At 68.4% G+C, this 15,511-nt stretch carries 16 protein-coding genes; 11 read left to right on the forward strand and 5 right to left on the reverse strand.

Annotated elements, in window-relative coordinates:
• The first annotated feature begins 44 nt into the window (after nt 1–44).
• The 8 genes from AC6CH0_RS08795 (at nt 45) to AC6CH0_RS08830 (ending at nt 9,265) form a co-directional block, all read left to right on the forward strand.
• Nucleotides 45–1,391: an ABC transporter substrate-binding protein gene (locus AC6CH0_RS08795; protein WP_498099794.1), complete on the forward strand. Its 1,347-nt coding sequence runs from the start codon at nt 45–47 to the stop codon at nt 1,389–1,391.
• Between the two features lie 70 nt (nt 1,392–1,461).
• Complete coding sequence (locus AC6CH0_RS08800; RefSeq protein WP_498101082.1) at nt 1,462–2,343, forward strand: carbohydrate ABC transporter permease; 882 nt, start codon at nt 1,462–1,464, stop codon at nt 2,341–2,343.
• Nucleotides 2,344–2,351: 8 nt separating this feature from the next.
• On the forward strand, nt 2,352–3,275 hold the full coding sequence (locus AC6CH0_RS08805) for a carbohydrate ABC transporter permease (protein ID WP_498101084.1): 924 nt from the start codon (nt 2,352–2,354) through the stop codon (nt 3,273–3,275).
• Entirely contained in the window at nt 3,272–4,291 is a 1,020-nt protein-coding gene (locus AC6CH0_RS08810) for a LacI family DNA-binding transcriptional regulator (RefSeq protein ID WP_498099796.1), read from the forward strand. Before AC6CH0_RS08805 ends, AC6CH0_RS08810 begins: the two co-directional genes overlap by 4 nt.
• Nucleotides 4,292–4,299: 8 nt before the next feature.
• A complete protein-coding gene (locus AC6CH0_RS08815; RefSeq protein ID WP_498099798.1) occupies nt 4,300–5,766 on the forward strand; it encodes a glycoside hydrolase family 32 protein in 1,467 nt (488 codons plus the stop codon).
• 77 nt (nt 5,767–5,843) lie between these two features.
• Entirely contained in the window at nt 5,844–7,412 is a 1,569-nt protein-coding gene (locus tag AC6CH0_RS08820; protein ID WP_498099800.1) for a glycoside hydrolase family 32 protein, read from the forward strand.
• Nucleotides 7,409–8,389, forward strand: a complete 981-nt coding sequence (locus AC6CH0_RS08825; protein WP_498099802.1) for a carbohydrate kinase family protein — start codon at nt 7,409–7,411, stop codon at nt 8,387–8,389. The genes AC6CH0_RS08820 and AC6CH0_RS08825 overlap by 4 nt, the downstream gene beginning before the upstream one ends.
• A 60-nt stretch (nt 8,390–8,449) precedes the next feature.
• Entirely contained in the window at nt 8,450–9,265 is an 816-nt protein-coding gene (locus AC6CH0_RS08830) for an SDR family NAD(P)-dependent oxidoreductase (RefSeq protein ID WP_498099804.1), read from the forward strand.
• Nucleotides 9,266–9,294: 29 nt separating this feature from the next.
• Here the strand turns inward: AC6CH0_RS08830 and AC6CH0_RS08835 are convergent, their stop codons facing one another.
• A complete protein-coding gene (locus AC6CH0_RS08835; RefSeq protein WP_498099806.1) occupies nt 9,295–10,218 on the reverse strand; it encodes an EamA family transporter in 924 nt (307 codons plus the stop codon).
• A gap of 72 nt (nt 10,219–10,290) precedes the next feature.
• On the opposite strand from AC6CH0_RS08835, the gene AC6CH0_RS08840 reads away from it, so the two are divergent.
• From AC6CH0_RS08840 to AC6CH0_RS08850, 3 genes are all read left to right on the forward strand, one after another.
• Nucleotides 10,291–11,211 carry a LysR family transcriptional regulator gene (locus AC6CH0_RS08840; RefSeq protein ID WP_498099808.1) on the forward strand — a complete coding sequence of 307 codons (921 nt, stop codon included), beginning with the start codon at nt 10,291–10,293 and terminating at the stop codon, nt 11,209–11,211.
• A 67-nt stretch (nt 11,212–11,278) separates the two neighbouring features.
• Nucleotides 11,279–11,890, forward strand: a complete 612-nt coding sequence (locus AC6CH0_RS08845; RefSeq protein WP_498099810.1) for a hypothetical protein — start codon at nt 11,279–11,281, stop codon at nt 11,888–11,890.
• 70 nt (nt 11,891–11,960) lie between these two features.
• Nucleotides 11,961–12,311: a metallopeptidase family protein gene (locus AC6CH0_RS08850; protein ID WP_498099812.1), complete on the forward strand. Its 351-nt coding sequence runs from the start codon at nt 11,961–11,963 to the stop codon at nt 12,309–12,311.
• A 16-nt stretch (nt 12,312–12,327) separates the two neighbouring features.
• On the opposite strand, the gene AC6CH0_RS08855 is transcribed toward AC6CH0_RS08850, so the two are convergent.
• The 4 genes from AC6CH0_RS08855 to AC6CH0_RS08870 all read right to left on the reverse strand — a co-directional run bounded on the left by AC6CH0_RS08855 (nt 12,328) and on the right by AC6CH0_RS08870 (nt 15,431).
• Nucleotides 12,328–12,900: a dienelactone hydrolase family protein gene (locus AC6CH0_RS08855; protein WP_498099814.1), complete on the reverse strand. Its 573-nt coding sequence runs from the start codon at nt 12,898–12,900 to the stop codon at nt 12,328–12,330.
• Nucleotides 12,901–13,009: 109 nt separating this feature from the next.
• The gene (locus AC6CH0_RS08860; RefSeq protein ID WP_498099816.1) at nt 13,010–13,495 is read right to left on the reverse strand and encodes a peptidoglycan-binding domain-containing protein; all 486 of its coding nucleotides are present in this window, start codon (nt 13,493–13,495) and stop codon (nt 13,010–13,012) included.
• Between the two features lie 308 nt (nt 13,496–13,803).
• Nucleotides 13,804–15,003 carry a serine hydrolase domain-containing protein gene (locus AC6CH0_RS08865; RefSeq protein ID WP_498099818.1) on the reverse strand — a complete coding sequence of 400 codons (1,200 nt, stop codon included), beginning with the start codon at nt 15,001–15,003 and terminating at the stop codon, nt 13,804–13,806.
• Between the two features lie 65 nt (nt 15,004–15,068).
• On the reverse strand, nt 15,069–15,431 hold the full coding sequence (locus AC6CH0_RS08870) for a cupin domain-containing protein (protein WP_498099820.1): 363 nt from the start codon (nt 15,429–15,431) through the stop codon (nt 15,069–15,071).
• Nucleotides 15,432–15,511 lie beyond the last annotated feature (80 nt).

Here is a 15,511-nt window from a genome sequence, read left to right on the forward strand (position 1 = left end):
CCGCGATTCACCCCCCTGCAGATCGATCAAAGGAGATTCCGACCATGTTGACCACGAAGCGCAGCAGAGCGTTCCTCGCCGCTGCCGCCACCGCAGCCGCAGCAGCCCTCGTGCTCACCGGCTGCGCGAGCGCCGCGAACAGTGCCGATCCGAGCGACGTCGACCCCGAGGGCGAGGTCGTGCCCCGCGAGATCTCATGGCTGCTCTCACGGCCCGCAGACGGCGGCGTGATCACGGCCATGCAGCAGATCGCCGAGGAGTACGCGGAAGAGCACCCCGGCTTCTCGCTGAACCTCGTCACCACTCCCGACCGACCGTCGTACATCCAGAAGTACGAGACGCTCGCGGCCGCGAACAAGCTGCCGGAACTCTTCGACACGGATGCCACGCCCTTCGCGCAGAAGCTCGCCGGACAGAATCGCATGGTCGACGTCGACGTGCTGCTCGATGACCTCGGTCTGTCCGACGAGTTCCGGGAGGCGGCGCTGAACTACCAGCGCTTCGACGACGGTTCGCTGTACATGGTGCCGTTCGAGTTCCAGCTCGAGTTCTTCTGGTACAACTCGGCGCTCTTCGATGACGCCGGCGTCGAGATTCCGGCGACGCTCGACGACTTCCCGGCGATGTGCGAGGCGCTCCGCGCGAAGGGCATCACTCCGATCGCGCTCGACGGGCAGGACCAGTGGCCGCTCGAACGATACATGGCGTACTACCCGTTCCGGATGGCCGGCCCCGACTATGTGCAGGACCTCAAGAACGGCGATGCCTCGTTCTCCGATCCCGCGGGTGCCGCGGCGGCCGAGTGGCTGTACGAACTCGGCCAGGCCGGATGCTTCCAGGAGGGCTTCTCGTCGACGGGCTACGCAGACGCTCAGGCCCTGTTCACCTCCGGCAAGGCCGCCGTCTACAACATCGGCACCTGGGAGCTCGGCAACCTCGCCACGGACGCGCTCGACCCGGCCGTGCGTGATTCGATCGACTACTTCACGTTGCCGACCATCGAGGGCGCGGTCACTGAAGACAACGAGTTCGTCACGCCGTCCGGCATCGGCATGGCCGTGAACGCGCAGACGTACGACCCGCTGGTGCGCGACTTCCTCGCGTTCGCGCTCGAGCGCTACCCCGAGGTGTATGCGGCCACGGGCGCACTCTCGCCGACGACCAACGTCGAGACGACCATCCCCGACAACGCGACCGAGCTGTACTCCCGCGCCGTCGAGCAGGCGAACGAGGTCGGCCCCAGGATCGCGATGCCGTGGGACACGCAGCTCGACCCGGCGACCAACACCCGTCTGCAGCAGGAGTTGACCCTCCTGGTGCAGGGCGACATCACGCCCGACGACTTCATCGCGACGATGGATGCCACCCTGACGGAGAACAGCGATGGCTGAGTCGGTCGCCGTCGGGGTGGGTGCGGCGAAGCCGCGCCCGCCCCGGCGGCCGAGGCCGATGTCGTCGTCGATGCTTCCGCGTCGCTCTCGGCTGTCGGTCCTGGTGTTCCTCGTTCCTCCGCTGCTGCTCTACGGGGTGGCGGTGCTGCTGCCGATCGTGCAGTCGATGTTCCTGAGCCTGTTCCGGTGGGACGGCATCACCGACATGGCCTTCGTCGGCATCGACAACTACGTCAAGATGCTCACGCGCGACGACGTCTTCTGGACGGCGTTCGGCAACGCGCTCGGCTACCTCGCGATCTGCCTCGTACTCCAGCTCGGCGGCGCGTTGATCGTCGCGAGCCTCCTCACGGCGCTGCCCAAGGCGCGCGAACTCGTGAAGACGATCTACCTGCTGCCGGCCGTCATCTCGACCGTGGCGATCGCCATCCTCTTCCAGCGGATCTACTCGCTCGAACCCGTCGGCCTGCTGAACCAGATCCTCGCGTGGGTCGGGTTGGAGCAGCTGCAGAACGCGTGGCTCTCCGACGTGAACACCGTGCTGGCTGCAGTGTCGATTCCCGAGGGATGGCGCTTCACCGGGCTCTACATGCTCATCATCTACGCGGCCCTCATCGCCGTACCCCGCGAGCTCGAAGAGGCGGCGAGACTCGACGGCGCTTCGTGGTGGCAGGTGTTCTGGCGCATCCGCTTCCCGTACATCCGGCCGGTGTGGATCACGACCACGATCATGGCGACGACGTTCGCCCTCCGCGGCTTCGACATCCCGTACCTGCTGACCAACGGCGGGCCGGGGCAGGCCTCGGAGCTGCTGACGACCTACATGTACAAGACCGCCTTCGTGCACACCGACTACGGCTACGCCAGCGCGATCTCGGTCTTCATCGTGGTCGAGTGCCTCGTCGCGGTCGGCATCATCTTCCTGCTCCTTCGACGAAAGGATGCCTCATGACCGCCCCCGTGCTCACGCCGGCCGCCCCGCGGCAGCCGCAGCCGCAACCGCAGCCGTCGCGCCCGACTCGGCCGTTGCGACGGCGCACCGCTTCGCTCTCGCCCCGGCTCCGCGTGCAGCGCACGCTGCTGACCGTGACGATCGTGCTCATCGTGATCGTGCAGGTGTACCCGCTCGCGTGGCTGTTCATCACGAGCTTCCGCACGGCGACGGACTTCGCCGGCGGCAACCCGTTCGCCCTGCCATCCGAGTGGACGCTCGACAACTACGCGCGGGCGTTCGCCACCGGCAACCTGGGGCTGAACATCGTCAACAGCCTCGTCGTCACGCTCGGCTCGAGCCTGCTCATCGTGCTCGCCGGCATGATGGCCGCCTACGCGTTGCAGGTGCTCGGGTTCCGGTTCAGCGGCGTGGTGAAGGCGTTGTTCCTGCTCGGCATCATCGTGCCGGTGCAGATCGCGCTCGTGCCGCTCTTCATCGACTACTCGCAGATCGGCCTCCTCGACACGCACCTGTCGATGATCATCCCGCTCGCCGCGTTCGCGCTGCCGATGGCGATCTACCTGTTCTCGTCGTTCTACGAGTACATTCCGCGCGAGATGTACGAGGCCGCGTCGATCGACGGCGCCGGCCCGTACCGGATCTTCGGCCAGATCACGTTCCCGCTGTCGGCCAATACGATCATCACGGTGGTGCTCGTGAACAGCATCTTCATCTGGAACGATTTCATCTTCGCGAACACCTTCGTGCTCTCGGATGGGCTCAAGACGATCCCGCTCGGCCTGCAAAACTACATCGGAGCGATGGGTAACACCGACTGGACAGCGACGTTCGCAGCCGTCTGCGTGACGGTGACCCCGCTGCTCCTGGTCTTCCTCGTCTTGAACAAGGCGATGATCAGCGGACTCGAGAGCGGAGCAACCAAGGGATGAGCACCTCGGAGCACGGCAGGAACGGCTCGCACGTCACGATGCGCGACGTGGCCAAGGTCGCAGGCGTCTCGGTGGCGACGGTCTCGCACGTCGTGAACGACAAGGCGGGCGCCCGCATCGGCGACGACGCAAGGCGCCGCGTGCAGGAGGCCGTGATCGAGCTCGGCTACCGGCCGAACGCACTCGCGAAGACGCTCTCGCAGGGCACGTCGCGCTTCATCGGCCTCGTCGCCGATGCGATCGCGACGACCCCGTTCGCCGGCCAGATCATCCACGGTGCACAAGACGAGGCGTGGAAGCACGGCTACGTGCTGCTCGTCGCCAACACCGACGGCAACGAAGCGGCCGAGAACGAGGCGATCGCGATGATGCTCGAGCACCAGGTGCACGGCATCCTCTACTCGACCTGGTTCCACCGCGAGATCCACGTGCCCGAAGCGCTGCACCAGACCGACACCGTGCTCGTCGACTGCTTCGCCGAGGGCAGCGGGCTGCCCGCGGTCGTGCCCGACGAGGTGCAGGGTGGCCGCACCGCGACCGAGGAGTTGCTCGCGGCGGGCCATCGCCGCATCGCGTTCATCAACACGACGACGCCGTCGCCGGCCCAGAGCGGACGCCTGACCGGGTATCGCGCTGCGCTCGAGGCCGCCGGCGTCGCGTACGACGAGTCGCTCGTCTTCCCGGCCGCGCCCGAGCAGGAGGGCGGCTATGCGGCGACCCCCGATCTCCTCGAATCGAAGGCGACCGCGGTCTTCTGCCACAACGATCGCGTCGCGATGGGACTCTACGACGGGCTGCGCGAGCACGGGCTCCGCATCCCCGACGATATCGCCGTGATGGGCTTCGACAACCAAGACGTGATCGCGGCCCACCTGCGCCCGCCGCTCTCGACGGTCGCGCTGCCCCACTACGAACTCGGTGTCGCCGGCGTGCGGCTGCTGCTCGGCCTCGAGCCCGGCCTCACCGCCGGCCCGCAGCTGATCGCCTGCCCGCCGATCCGACGGCACTCGATCTAGGGGGCGACGTGCACGCCACGACCGGCCGCGTGTCGCGACCCGCATTCCATTTCACGCCGCAGCGCAACTGGATGAACGACCCCAACGGGCTCGTCTACGATCGCGGCCTCTGGCACCTCTACTTCCAGTACAACCCCGAGAGCTCGGAGTGGGGCAACATGAGCTGGGGTCACGCGACGAGCGTCGACCTGCAGCACTGGACCGAGCACCCCGTGGCGCTGCCGTATCGCGACCGGGAGCAGATCTTCTCCGGCTCCGTCGTCAGTTCGACGGTCGATCAGGAAACGGTGCTGACCGCGTACTACACGAGCGCGTACGACGACGAGCACCAGGCGCAGTCGATGGCGACCAGCCGCGACGGCGGCTACACCTGGGTGCCCGATGCGCAGAACCCGCTGCTCGACCGCGGCACGAGCGCGTTCCGCGACCCGAAGATCATCAGGTACACCGACGACGACGGCACGACCCGCTGGATCATGCTCGCCGTTGAAGCCGACGATCGCCAGGTGCTGTTCTACTCCTCGCACGACCTTCGCTCGTGGGAGTACCTGAGCTCGTTCGGCCCGCTCGGCGACGCTGACGCGGGCGTCGTGTGGGAGTGCCCCGATCTCGTGCGGCTCGCGGTCGACGACGACCCGAACGACATCCGCTGGGTGCTGCTGCTCAGCACGAATCCCGTCGGCGACGACCCGAATCCGGCCGGCTCGTCGATGAGCTACGTCGTCGGGCGGTTCGACGGCGTCGGATTCACGGCGGATGCCGCGGAGCTGGTGCGACTCGATCGCGGGCGCGACTTCTACGCCGGCGTCACCTTCGACAGTGCGCCCGAGGGCGACGCCGTCATGCTCGGCTGGCTGAACAACTGGCACTACGCCCGCGAGTTCCCGTCGGCGCCGTGGCGCGGTGCGATGTCACTGCCGCGGACGTTGTCGCTGCGCACCGTCGAGGGAGTGCCTCGCCTCGTGCAGCGGCCGCCGGGCTTCGTCGACGAGCACCTCGCGGGCGCGGCCCCGACGACGGTGTTCGGTGGCAGCCGGCCGCTCGGCCTCGCGCTCAGCGGTCACTCGCTGATCGAGCTGGCGTGGGAGCCCTCGTCGACGGGACTCCTTCGGCTGCAGCTGCGGGGCGACGCGGATGCGTTCATCGAGCTCGAGCACGACCCGTCCTCGAAGCTGCTCCGCATCACCCGAGGCGGCCCGGCGATGGAGGCCGTGCACCTCGACTTCTCGTCGACGAGCACCCTCGAACTCCGGGGCGACGGCCCGGTGCGACTGCTGCTGAGTCTCGACGGTCCGCTGTTCGAGGTGTTCGCCGACGACGGCGAAGCGACGGCCTCGAACCTCGTCGTGCTCGGCACCGGCCCCATCGAGGCGACGCTCGACACCGAGCGCGACGGCCCGATCTCCGTGACCGTCGCCGAGGTGCGCGACGCCGAAGGACGTGACACCCCGGCGCTCGCCGGCGCACGCGGCTGACCACCGGCATCCCACCACCGCCGCTCGAACTCGGCGGGCGCACCGTCGCGCCCGCCAGACCAGGAAAGGATCGACCAATGATGCATCCGATCTCACGACGCAGTGTGCTGCAGGGCGCAGGAGCCGGGGCATTCGCCCTCTTCCTGACCAGCGTCGCCCCGCCGCTCGCGGCACGGGCCGCCCAGGGCTCGCTGCGAGCCGTCTATCACATGACCCCGCCGACAGGCTGGCTCTGCGACCCGCAGCGACCCGTCATCACGAACGGCGCCTACCAGCTGTACTACCTGCAGTCCGCGCAGAACAACGGGCACGGTGGCTGGGACCACGCCACCACGAACGACGGCGTCGCCTACACCCACCACGGCACCGTGATACCGCTGCAGCCCGACTTTCCGGTGTGGTCGGGGTCGGCCGTCGTCGACACCGCCAACACCGCCGGTTTCGGCGCGGGAGCGGTGGTCGCCCTCGCCACGCAGCCGACCGATGGCATCCGCAAGTACCAGGAGCAGTACCTCTACTGGTCGACCGACGGCGGGTTCACGTTCGCCGCGCTCCCCGACCCCGTGATCGTCAACACCGACGGTCGTACCGCGACGACGCCCGCCGAGATCGAGAATGCCGAGTGGTTCCGCGACCCGAAGATCCACTGGGATGCGGCTCGTAGCGAGTGGGTGTGCGTCATCGGGCGGGCGCGGTACGCGGCGTTCTACACCTCGCAGAACCTGATCGCGTGGGAGCTGCAGCGCAACTTCGACTATCCGAACCACGCGCTCGGCGGCATCGAGTGCCCCGACCTGTTCGAGATGACGGCCGGCGACGGCTCGCGGCACTGGGTGCTCGGCGCGAGCATGGATGCGTACGGCATCGGGTTGCCGATGACCTACGCCTACTGGACGGGCACCTGGAACGGCGAGGAGTTCATCGCCGACGACCTCACCCCGCAGTGGCTCGACTGGGGCTGGGACTGGTACGCCGCCGTCACGTGGCCGTCGATCGAGGCGCCCGAGACCCGCCGGCTCGCGATCGCCTGGATGAACAACTGGAAGTACGCGAACCGCGACGTGCCCACCGACGCGTCGGACGGCTACAACGGCCAGAACTCGATCGTGCGCGAACTCCGTCTCGAGCACCAGTCGGGCAGTCGCTACAGCCTGCTGAGCAGCCCCGTCGGCGCGCTGTCGAACTACGTCACCGCGACGAGCGCGCTTCCCGACCAGACGGTCGACGGAAGCGTCGTGCTGCCCTTCACCGGGCGCGCCTACGAGCTCGAACTCGACATCGCCTGGGATGCCGCGGCGAACGTCGGCGTCTCGGTCGGTCGATCTGCGAACGGCTCCCGTCACACGAACATCGGCAAGTACGGCGCCGAGCTGTACGTCGATCGTGCGCCATCCGATCTCGGCGGATTCTCGCTCGTGCCCTTCACCCGTGCCGCAGCGCCGATCGATGCAGCTGCGCGTTCGGTGCACCTGCGCATCTTCGTCGACACGCAGAGCGTCGAGGTGTTCGTCAACGCCGGGCACACGGTGCTCTCGCAGCAGGTGCATTTCGCCGAGGGCGACACCGGCATCTCGTTCTACGCCGACGGCGGGCCTGCGCATTTCACCGGTATCACGATCCGCGAGTTCGGCGGCGTGAACGGATGACCGCGTCCGCATCCGCCGCCACCTCTCCGCTGCCGCGAGCTCGGCCGACGCCCGACGCGCTCGTCGTCGGCGAGGCGCTGGTCGACATCGTGCACCGCGCCGACGGGTCGATCGACGAGTCGCCGGGCGGCAGCCCGGCCAATGTCGCCCTCGCACTCGGCCGATTGGCGCGCCGCCCGCGACTGCTCACCTCGCTCGGCGACGATCGACGGGGTCGGACGGTACGCGAGTGGCTCGAGACATCCGGAGTCTCACTGCAGGGGCGGCCGGCTGCTCGCACCTCGACGGCGGTCGCGCGTCTCGACGCGCGTGGCGCCGCGAGCTACGAGTTCGAGCTCGACTGGCGGGTCGAGCTCGACGGCATCGAGGTGGCGGATGCCCTGCATCTCGGATCCATCGCGGCGACCCTCGAGCCTGGTGCCTCCGCAGTCGCAGATCTCGTCGACCGGCACCGAGGTCGGGCCCTCGTCAGCTACGACCCGAACATCCGGCCGAGCCTCATCGACGACCGGGATTCGGTGCGGCGCCGGGCGCTGTCGCTCATCGAGCGGGCAGACGTGATCAAGGCGAGTGACGAGGATGTCGCGTGGCTTCACCCGGGGGCGGACATCGAAGACGTTGCGCGGCGCTGGTCGCGGTCGGGGCCGGGGCTCGTGGTGGTCACCCTGGGTTCCGAGGGCTGTCTCGCGGTCGCGCACGGCTGCGAGGTCAGGGTGCCCGCCGTCACCGTCGAGGTGGTCGACACGGTCGGAGCCGGCGACACCTTCATGGCCGCGCTCATCGACGGGCTTCTCAGCGAGGGGGCGTTCGGCGCCGGCGCGCGAGAGGTGCTCGAGTCGTTGGACGAGCGGCGCCTGACCGCGCTGCTCAGCAGAAGCGCCTTCGCTGCCGCGGTCACCGTCTCGCGGCCCGGTGCCGACCCGCCGATGCGCGACGAGCTGGAGGTGGTCAGGGAGGCGAGCACGGTCATCGCGTGACTGCAATCTCACGGTTGCAATTCGTTCCACGACATGCAACTCTAGAGTTGCACAAACTCGATGAGGAACGGAGGCGGCCAGATGCTGCTCGAGAACAAGGTGGCCGTGATCTACGGCGGAGGCGGCTCGATCGGAGGCGCGGCGGCGCGCGTGTTCGCCCGCGAGGGCGCACGGGTGTTCCTGGCAGGCAGGAGCCTGCCGCGGCTCGGAGCTGCGGCATCCGCTGCCAGGGCCGAAGGAGCGGAGGTCTCGATCGCCGTCGTCGACGCGATGGACCAGGCTGCGGTCGATCGGCATGTCGATGAGGTGACGGATGCCGCGGGCCGCATCGACATCGCCCTGAACGCGGTCGGCTTCGACCACGTGCAGGGCCTGCCGATCGGCGAGACGTCGCTCGACGACTACCTGCACCCCGTGGTCGGGTACCTGCAGACGAACTTCGTGACGGCGAAGGCGGTGTCGCGGCCGATGATCGCGCAGGGGAGCGGTGTGATCCAGACGATCTCGACGCCCGGTGCGCGGCTCACCGGCCTCGGGCTCATCGGCAACGCGGCCCAATCCGCTGCACTCGAGGGGTTCTCGCGCGCGCTCGCCGGGGAGCTCGGACCCGACGGCATCCGGGTGGTCTGCGTGCGTCCCCACGCGATGCCCGACGCCCTCGCGACCTCGTACACGCGCGAGATGTTCGGTCGCACGGCCGAGGCCGGCGGCGTGCCGTTCGAGCAGTGGTTCACCGGGCTGGTGGACATGACGCTGCTCGGTCGCCTCCCGGTGCTCGATGAGGTCGCGGAGTACCTCGCGTTCGCGGCATCCGATCGCGCACGTTCGATGACCGGGGCCATCGCGAACCTGTCCGCGGGCGCGCTGGTCGACTGAGTCGTGGGCATCGGCCGATTCGGAGTGCGTCAGCCGGAGGGCGTCGAGATCGATTCGGGCGCCACCGCCGAGCGGCCCGGGCGTCGCCGGGCCGGGGCGTTGGCGATGAAGACGCCGCCGACGAGCACGAGCCCGCCGATCGTCTCCCACAGGTTCGGGATCTGTCCGAGCAGCAGGGCTGCGGACGCCATCGCCACCACGGGCGCGAGCAGCACCCACGGCACCACCGATGCTGAGCGGTTTCGCGCGAGCAGGGCGTTGAAGATCGCATAGCCGACGAGGGTGCAGAGGCCCGCCGTGTAGAGCGTCGAGAGGATCGGACGCCAGCCGAACGCCGCGATGCCGGCGGCGATGGCGTCCGGTCCCTCGATGATCGCCGAGAGGCCGAGGGCCGGCAGCGGCACGACGAGCGACGACCACACCGTCAGCGACAGCGCGCCGAGGCGCTTCGCGGGCGCGACCGGGCCGGCCTGGCGCGAGATGACGTTGCCGATCGCCCACGAGAGTGCGGCGAGCAGGCAGAGCACGACCGTGAGCGCGGGTGCATCGCCGCCGCGACCGAACGCGACGACCCCGAGTCCGACCGTGCCGATCAGCACGCCGATCGTCTGCATACGGGTCGGGCGCTCGCGCAGGGCGAGGGCCGCCACCACGAGTGTCAGCACGACTTGCGCCTGCAGCAGGAGGGCCGCGATGCCGGGCTGCAGCCCCAGCGCCATCGCCGTGTACAGCAGGGCGAACTGGCCGAGGCACATGAACACCCCGATGCCGACGACGGTCTTCCAGTTCGCGAGCGGTCGGGGCACGACGATCGCCGCGAGCGCGACGAGGGCGAAGCGCACGGCGACGAAGAACAACGGCGGGATGCCCGCCATGCCCCAGTCGATCACGACGAAATTGAAGCCCCACAGAGTGGCCACGGCGGCGGCCAACAGCATGTCGCGTCTCGTCATGCTCACATCTCACCTCGCGGCATCCGGAAACACCAGCGATCATTTCTGCGCTTGATTCGGTAGCATCGCTGCATGATCGATCTCGAAGCCGTGGTCGCACTGCGCGCAGTGGCCACGGGCGGCAGCGTCGCGGCAGCGGCAGACGCGCTCGGATTCACGCCGTCGGCCGTGTCGCAGCAGATCAAGCGTCTCGAACGCGGCACCCGCATCGCCCTGCTCGAACGGGCAGGTCGCGGCGTCGTGCTGACGGATGCCGGGCGCCAGCTCGTCACCTCGTCGGCGACCGTGCTCGCCGACCTCGAGCGCCTCGAAGCCGACCTGCACCTCGCCGGAGGCAGCGCCGAGCGCCGGGTCGCCGGCGAAGTGCGGATCGGCGCGTTCTCGACCGCGGTGCGCGGCATCCTCACAGAGGTGCTCCCGCGCCTGCGCACGGAACATCCAGAGCTGCGGGTGCCGCTCCGCGAGAGCGAACCATGGGAGACGGTCGCGCTCGTCGCATCGGGACAGCGTGACCTCGGCATCGTGCACCGATGGGGAGGCCTGGCTCTCGCGATGCCCGAGCATCTCGTGGAGACACCGCTGTTCACCGATGTCGCCGACGTGATTCTGCGGCGCGACCACGCGCTCGCCGATCGCGTCGAGGTGGCGCCGATCGACCTCGCCGATGAGGAGTGGATCGCGACCTTCGACTCCACGATCTGCCGGCAGTGGCTGCGACGACTGTTCGACGGCGTCTCGAACGCGCCGCGCATCGTGCACGAGTCGATGGAGTTCGAGAACCACCTCGAGCTCGTGCGTGCCGGCCTCGGGGTCGCGCTCGTTCCGCGCATGGGGCGCCCGCCGTTGCATCCCGATCTCGTGGCGATCCCGACCGCGCGCCCCGCCTCCACCCGCGACATCGCGGCGGTGCACCGCCGCAGCCAGGCCGACTCGCCCGCCCTGCAGGTCGTGCTCGACGCGATCCGGGCGGTTGCCGCGAGGCGCGTGGAGTGACCCCTGCGGAACGCCTACCAGCGGGCTCGCCGATCCTCAGGCCGAACGATCTCGGTAGCATCGACGCATGCACGCGGCATCCGATGGATTCTTCGAAACCGCCCCCGACGCGTCCACTCCCGTCGAGGAGCCTCAGACACCGCCGACTCCGGCATGGATGCAGCCGCCCAGAGACATGATTCCCGGTCGAGTCGTTCTCGACGAGATCGTGTATCGGGATGAAGCCACGGTGTTCGTCGTGCGTGAGGCGCGTCGCTATCCCGATGGCCTGGATCTTCGCATCCAATGGGTGCGGCGCCGAGGCGACGAAAGCGAGCGCGAGTGGAACGCGTGGATTCACGGGCAATTCGCGTTCGGCGGTGAGCCTGAGCGAGACGACTTGCACGTGGGGCTCCGACTGCCGGACGGCGCACGCGTGCTTCCGTTGGATCTCCGCCGCGCGTGGATGGCCGGCACCGAGCATTCCCCACCCACCCTGATGATCGGGCGGGGCGGCGGCGGTGGCAGTACCGACGGGTACGAGGGGCGGCTCAACGCGTGGCTCTGGACGGGCGAGTTCACGAGCGACGACCTCGAGGTCGTGTTCGAGTGGAACGCAGTCGGCATGCCCGAGACGACACTGCGGATTTCCGCGGCGACGCTCGCGGCGATTCCACCATCGCGACCGATGTGGAAGTGAAGCGTCGCGGATCCCGGATCACCGATCGAGGCATCCGACCTTGTTCGGCGCGGAGGCGCACAATGGGCAGATGGTCGAGATCTCAGATGACGCGTTCGAGCAACTGGTCGGCGAGGTCTTCGACGCGCTCCCCGATGACATGGTGCGCGGAATCGAGAATGTCGCGATCATGGTCGCCGATCAGCCGGTGGGGGAGCGACCGCGACTGTTCGGGCTGTACACGGGGCATCCGCTGACCACGCGCGGGGTCTACGGCTTCGGGGAGCTCCCCGACCGCATCACGCTGTACAAGAACAACATGCAGGAGCACAGCGCCGACCTCGATGCGCTGCGGGCGCGGGTGCGCATCACGCTCGTGCACGAGATCGGTCACTACTTCGGGCTCGATGATGCGCAGCTGCAAGCGCTCGGCTGGGCGTAGGGCCCGGTTCGCGCGGTCAGACGCGCGCGAGGAACTCGAGCACACGGTGCGTGAGGAGCTTCGCCGCCTGCTCGTCGTAGCTCGGCAGGCTGGAGTCGGCGAAGTAGTGCTGATCGCCGGGATAGAGAAAGAGCTCGCCGTCATCGGCTGACGCGATGAGCTCGCGTGCTGCATCGACGTCGCCCTCCTGCATGAAGATCGGATCCGCGTCCATGCCGTGGATCTGCACGGGGAGGGCGGTGGGCCACGCGCCGAACTCCGACGGCGGCAGGCAGGAGTAGAAGAACAGTGCGCCCTTCGCGCCGGTGCGGGTCTGGGCGAGCTTCTGCGCGGGCACGACCCCGAGCGAGAAGCCGCCGTAGACGAGCTCGGCCGGCAGCTCGTCTACGGCGCGTTCGCCTCGCGCCATGATCTCGTCCCATCCGGCCTCGCGGGCGTAGGCGACGCCCTCGTCGATCGTGTCGAAGGTGCGCCCCTCGAAGAGATCGGGCGTGTGCACGCGGTGCCCTGCTTCGCGCAACTCGTCGGCGAAGGCTCGCAAGCCCTCGTTCGGGCCGAGTGCGTGGTGGAAGAGCAGCACGTCTGACATCTTGCGTTCCCCGTTCGTCGAGCGGTCGCCGGTTTCGATCGCGAAGTTACTCGATCGGTCGACTTCTGTCGACCGGTCGGGCAGGCAACCGGCCGAAGCCGGGAGGCGGCTAGTACCTCGAGATGACCTCGATGCCGGCCACGCCCACCGGACGGTCGACGTAGCAGCCGGCGTCGTAGGCAGCCTGCCATGCCGACTTCTGCAGCGCCGATGCGTTGTACACGGCGAACGACCGCGTGCCCGCGTAGCGGCAGAGCTGGTTCCACGTGTTGCGGCCGACGATGCCGTCGGACACCAGGCCGGTGTAGCTCTGGAAGCGACGCACGTTCGTGTTGGTGTTGCCACCGAAGTTGTTGTCGACGGCGAGCTGGTACCCGCCGTAGCTGCCACCGCGCGTGGCGGCGATGCCGTTCAGCATGCGCTGGATGTACCCGACGCACGTCGCGTAGCCGCCCGACGAGTACTGGTGTGCCGTGCAGCCCTTTCCGGTCGCACCGGTGGCGGCGTTCGCCGCGGTGGCCGGGGCGACGGCGACGAGTCCGGCGATCGCGAGCGCCACGGCGCCCCCGGCAATACCCTTTCGGAACTTCTTCATGGCAGCTCTCCTTCTGTGATCGGCGGGCACCGCAGCAGCACCCCAGGTGGTCGGCGCTTCTGCGCGCGCCGCGAGCCTATCGATGGCCATGAGGCCGAGGGAATGGGCAGGACTTCCCATCGTGCTGCAGCCCCGATGCCGACGAGCTCGGCCACGGTGTCCTTGTGCGACCGCGACCGCGACCGCGACCGCGACTCGAGACATGCGCCCAGAACGTGCGACGTGCCGAGGGCGCCAGCCATCAAAGCTGGTCGAGTGTCATGACGTCTCCCCGTGAATCAGCGCGGCGAGCGATGCGACGTAGCGGGTCAGCGCTCGAGTGAGTGCTCCGGTGACACGACGCTCGTGAACTGGCGGAAGATCGCGGTCGCGGTCGCATCCGCTGGATCAGTCGCGGGGGAGGCCGTGGTGTAGACGACGATCGTCCATCCTTCGTCGGGGAGGGTGCCGCCCGCGCCGTAGTACCCGGGGATACCGGGGTTCAGGAACGCCCAGCCGTTGAGCATGAGCGCCCCCATCGCCCAGTACTGCTCTGGCGTGTTGGAGCCGATGCCGACCGTCGTGGGTGCCAGCTGGATCTCATGGAACTCGTCTGAGAGCAGCTCTCCCGAGCCGAGCGCATCGAGGAACACGTGAACGTCGTCTTGGTTGCTGCCGACGCCGCCGGCGAAGTGCGCCCACGACGGGTTCCAGTGGGTGACGTCTTCCCACACGCCGCGCTCGCCGTCGAAGCCGTGCAGCACCGGCTCGAGCCAATCGGCGTCGAGGGAGGCGGTGGTGTCGTCCATGCCGAGCGGGTCGAAGACCCCGGTCTGCAGCAGCTCGGCAATCGGCGTTCCGGTGGCCTTCTCGAGCACCCCCATCAGCACGGTCGAGTTCGTGTCGGAGAACATCCAACCGGTGCCCGGCTCGTAGACGGTGCCGCCCTCGGTGCCGATCGCGATGATCTCGTCGATCTCCCACTGGCGGAACGGGTCTGCGTAGAGCTGCTGCAGAAAGTCCTCCTGCGCGGTGTACTGCGAGTAGCCGCTGGTGTTGAGCAGCAGCATCTCGACGGTGATGACGTCAGCCGACGGCAGTTCGGGGTACCACTTCGACAGCGGATCATCCAGCGAGAGCACGCCCGCCTCGACCTGCTGCAGCAGCACGGTCGTGAACATCGGCGTCGCCAGGTTGCCGAGCATGTGATGCATGTCGGGTGTCGCCGGCACGCCGCTCATCGATTCGCCGAGCGCTCCGATCAGCACCGGCTCGCCGTCGTGCCACACCCCGGCGATCACGGCGTTCAGCTCAAGTGCCTCGAATTGCGAGCGCAGGATCGCTGCCAGATCGTCGGCGCCGGCATCGTCGGAAAGACAGAGGCCCTCTTGCGACGACATGCCGGGAGGGCAGCCGCCGGCTTCAGCATCGGCGCTGCCCGAGGGTGGCGGGCTCGGCGAGACCGTCGCGGTGCACGAGGACAGGAGCAATGCACCCGCGAGAGCCCCAACGACCCCCCAGATTCGCATGGCTGCATCCTATTGAACGGGTCGCCAGGGCGCACTCGATTCGGTCGTTTTGGGGGTGCGTCGGCTCAGCGCTTGGCGTAGTCGTCCATGCCCTGCCAGTCGATGACGACACACGCCTCGTCTCCTACCGTCCACGCGTCGTGGCCCGGCGGGACGACCATGAGGTCACCGGCGCGGAACTCATTCTCTTCGCCGTCGTCCATGACGACCTTCATCCGCCCGGACACGATATAGCCCGTGTGGGCGAACTGGCAGCTGTCGGTATTCGCGATCGGCTTGACGTGCTTGGACCACTGCCAGCCGGACTCGAAGGTGGCCCTGCCGACGGCGCCGGCCTCGACGTTGACGAGGTCGAGTCTTCCCTTCCCATCCGCAAAAGGACGCGTCTCTTCGGGTTCATTCAGGCTCTTGCGGATCATGGCGGACATGACGGGCTCCTTCGCACAGTGTTGAGATATTCTCACTATGGCAGTGGCCCTCACGCCCGTCAACGCAGGTTCTCCACTCT

The organism is Agromyces sp. GQ35 (assembly GCF_059758475.1).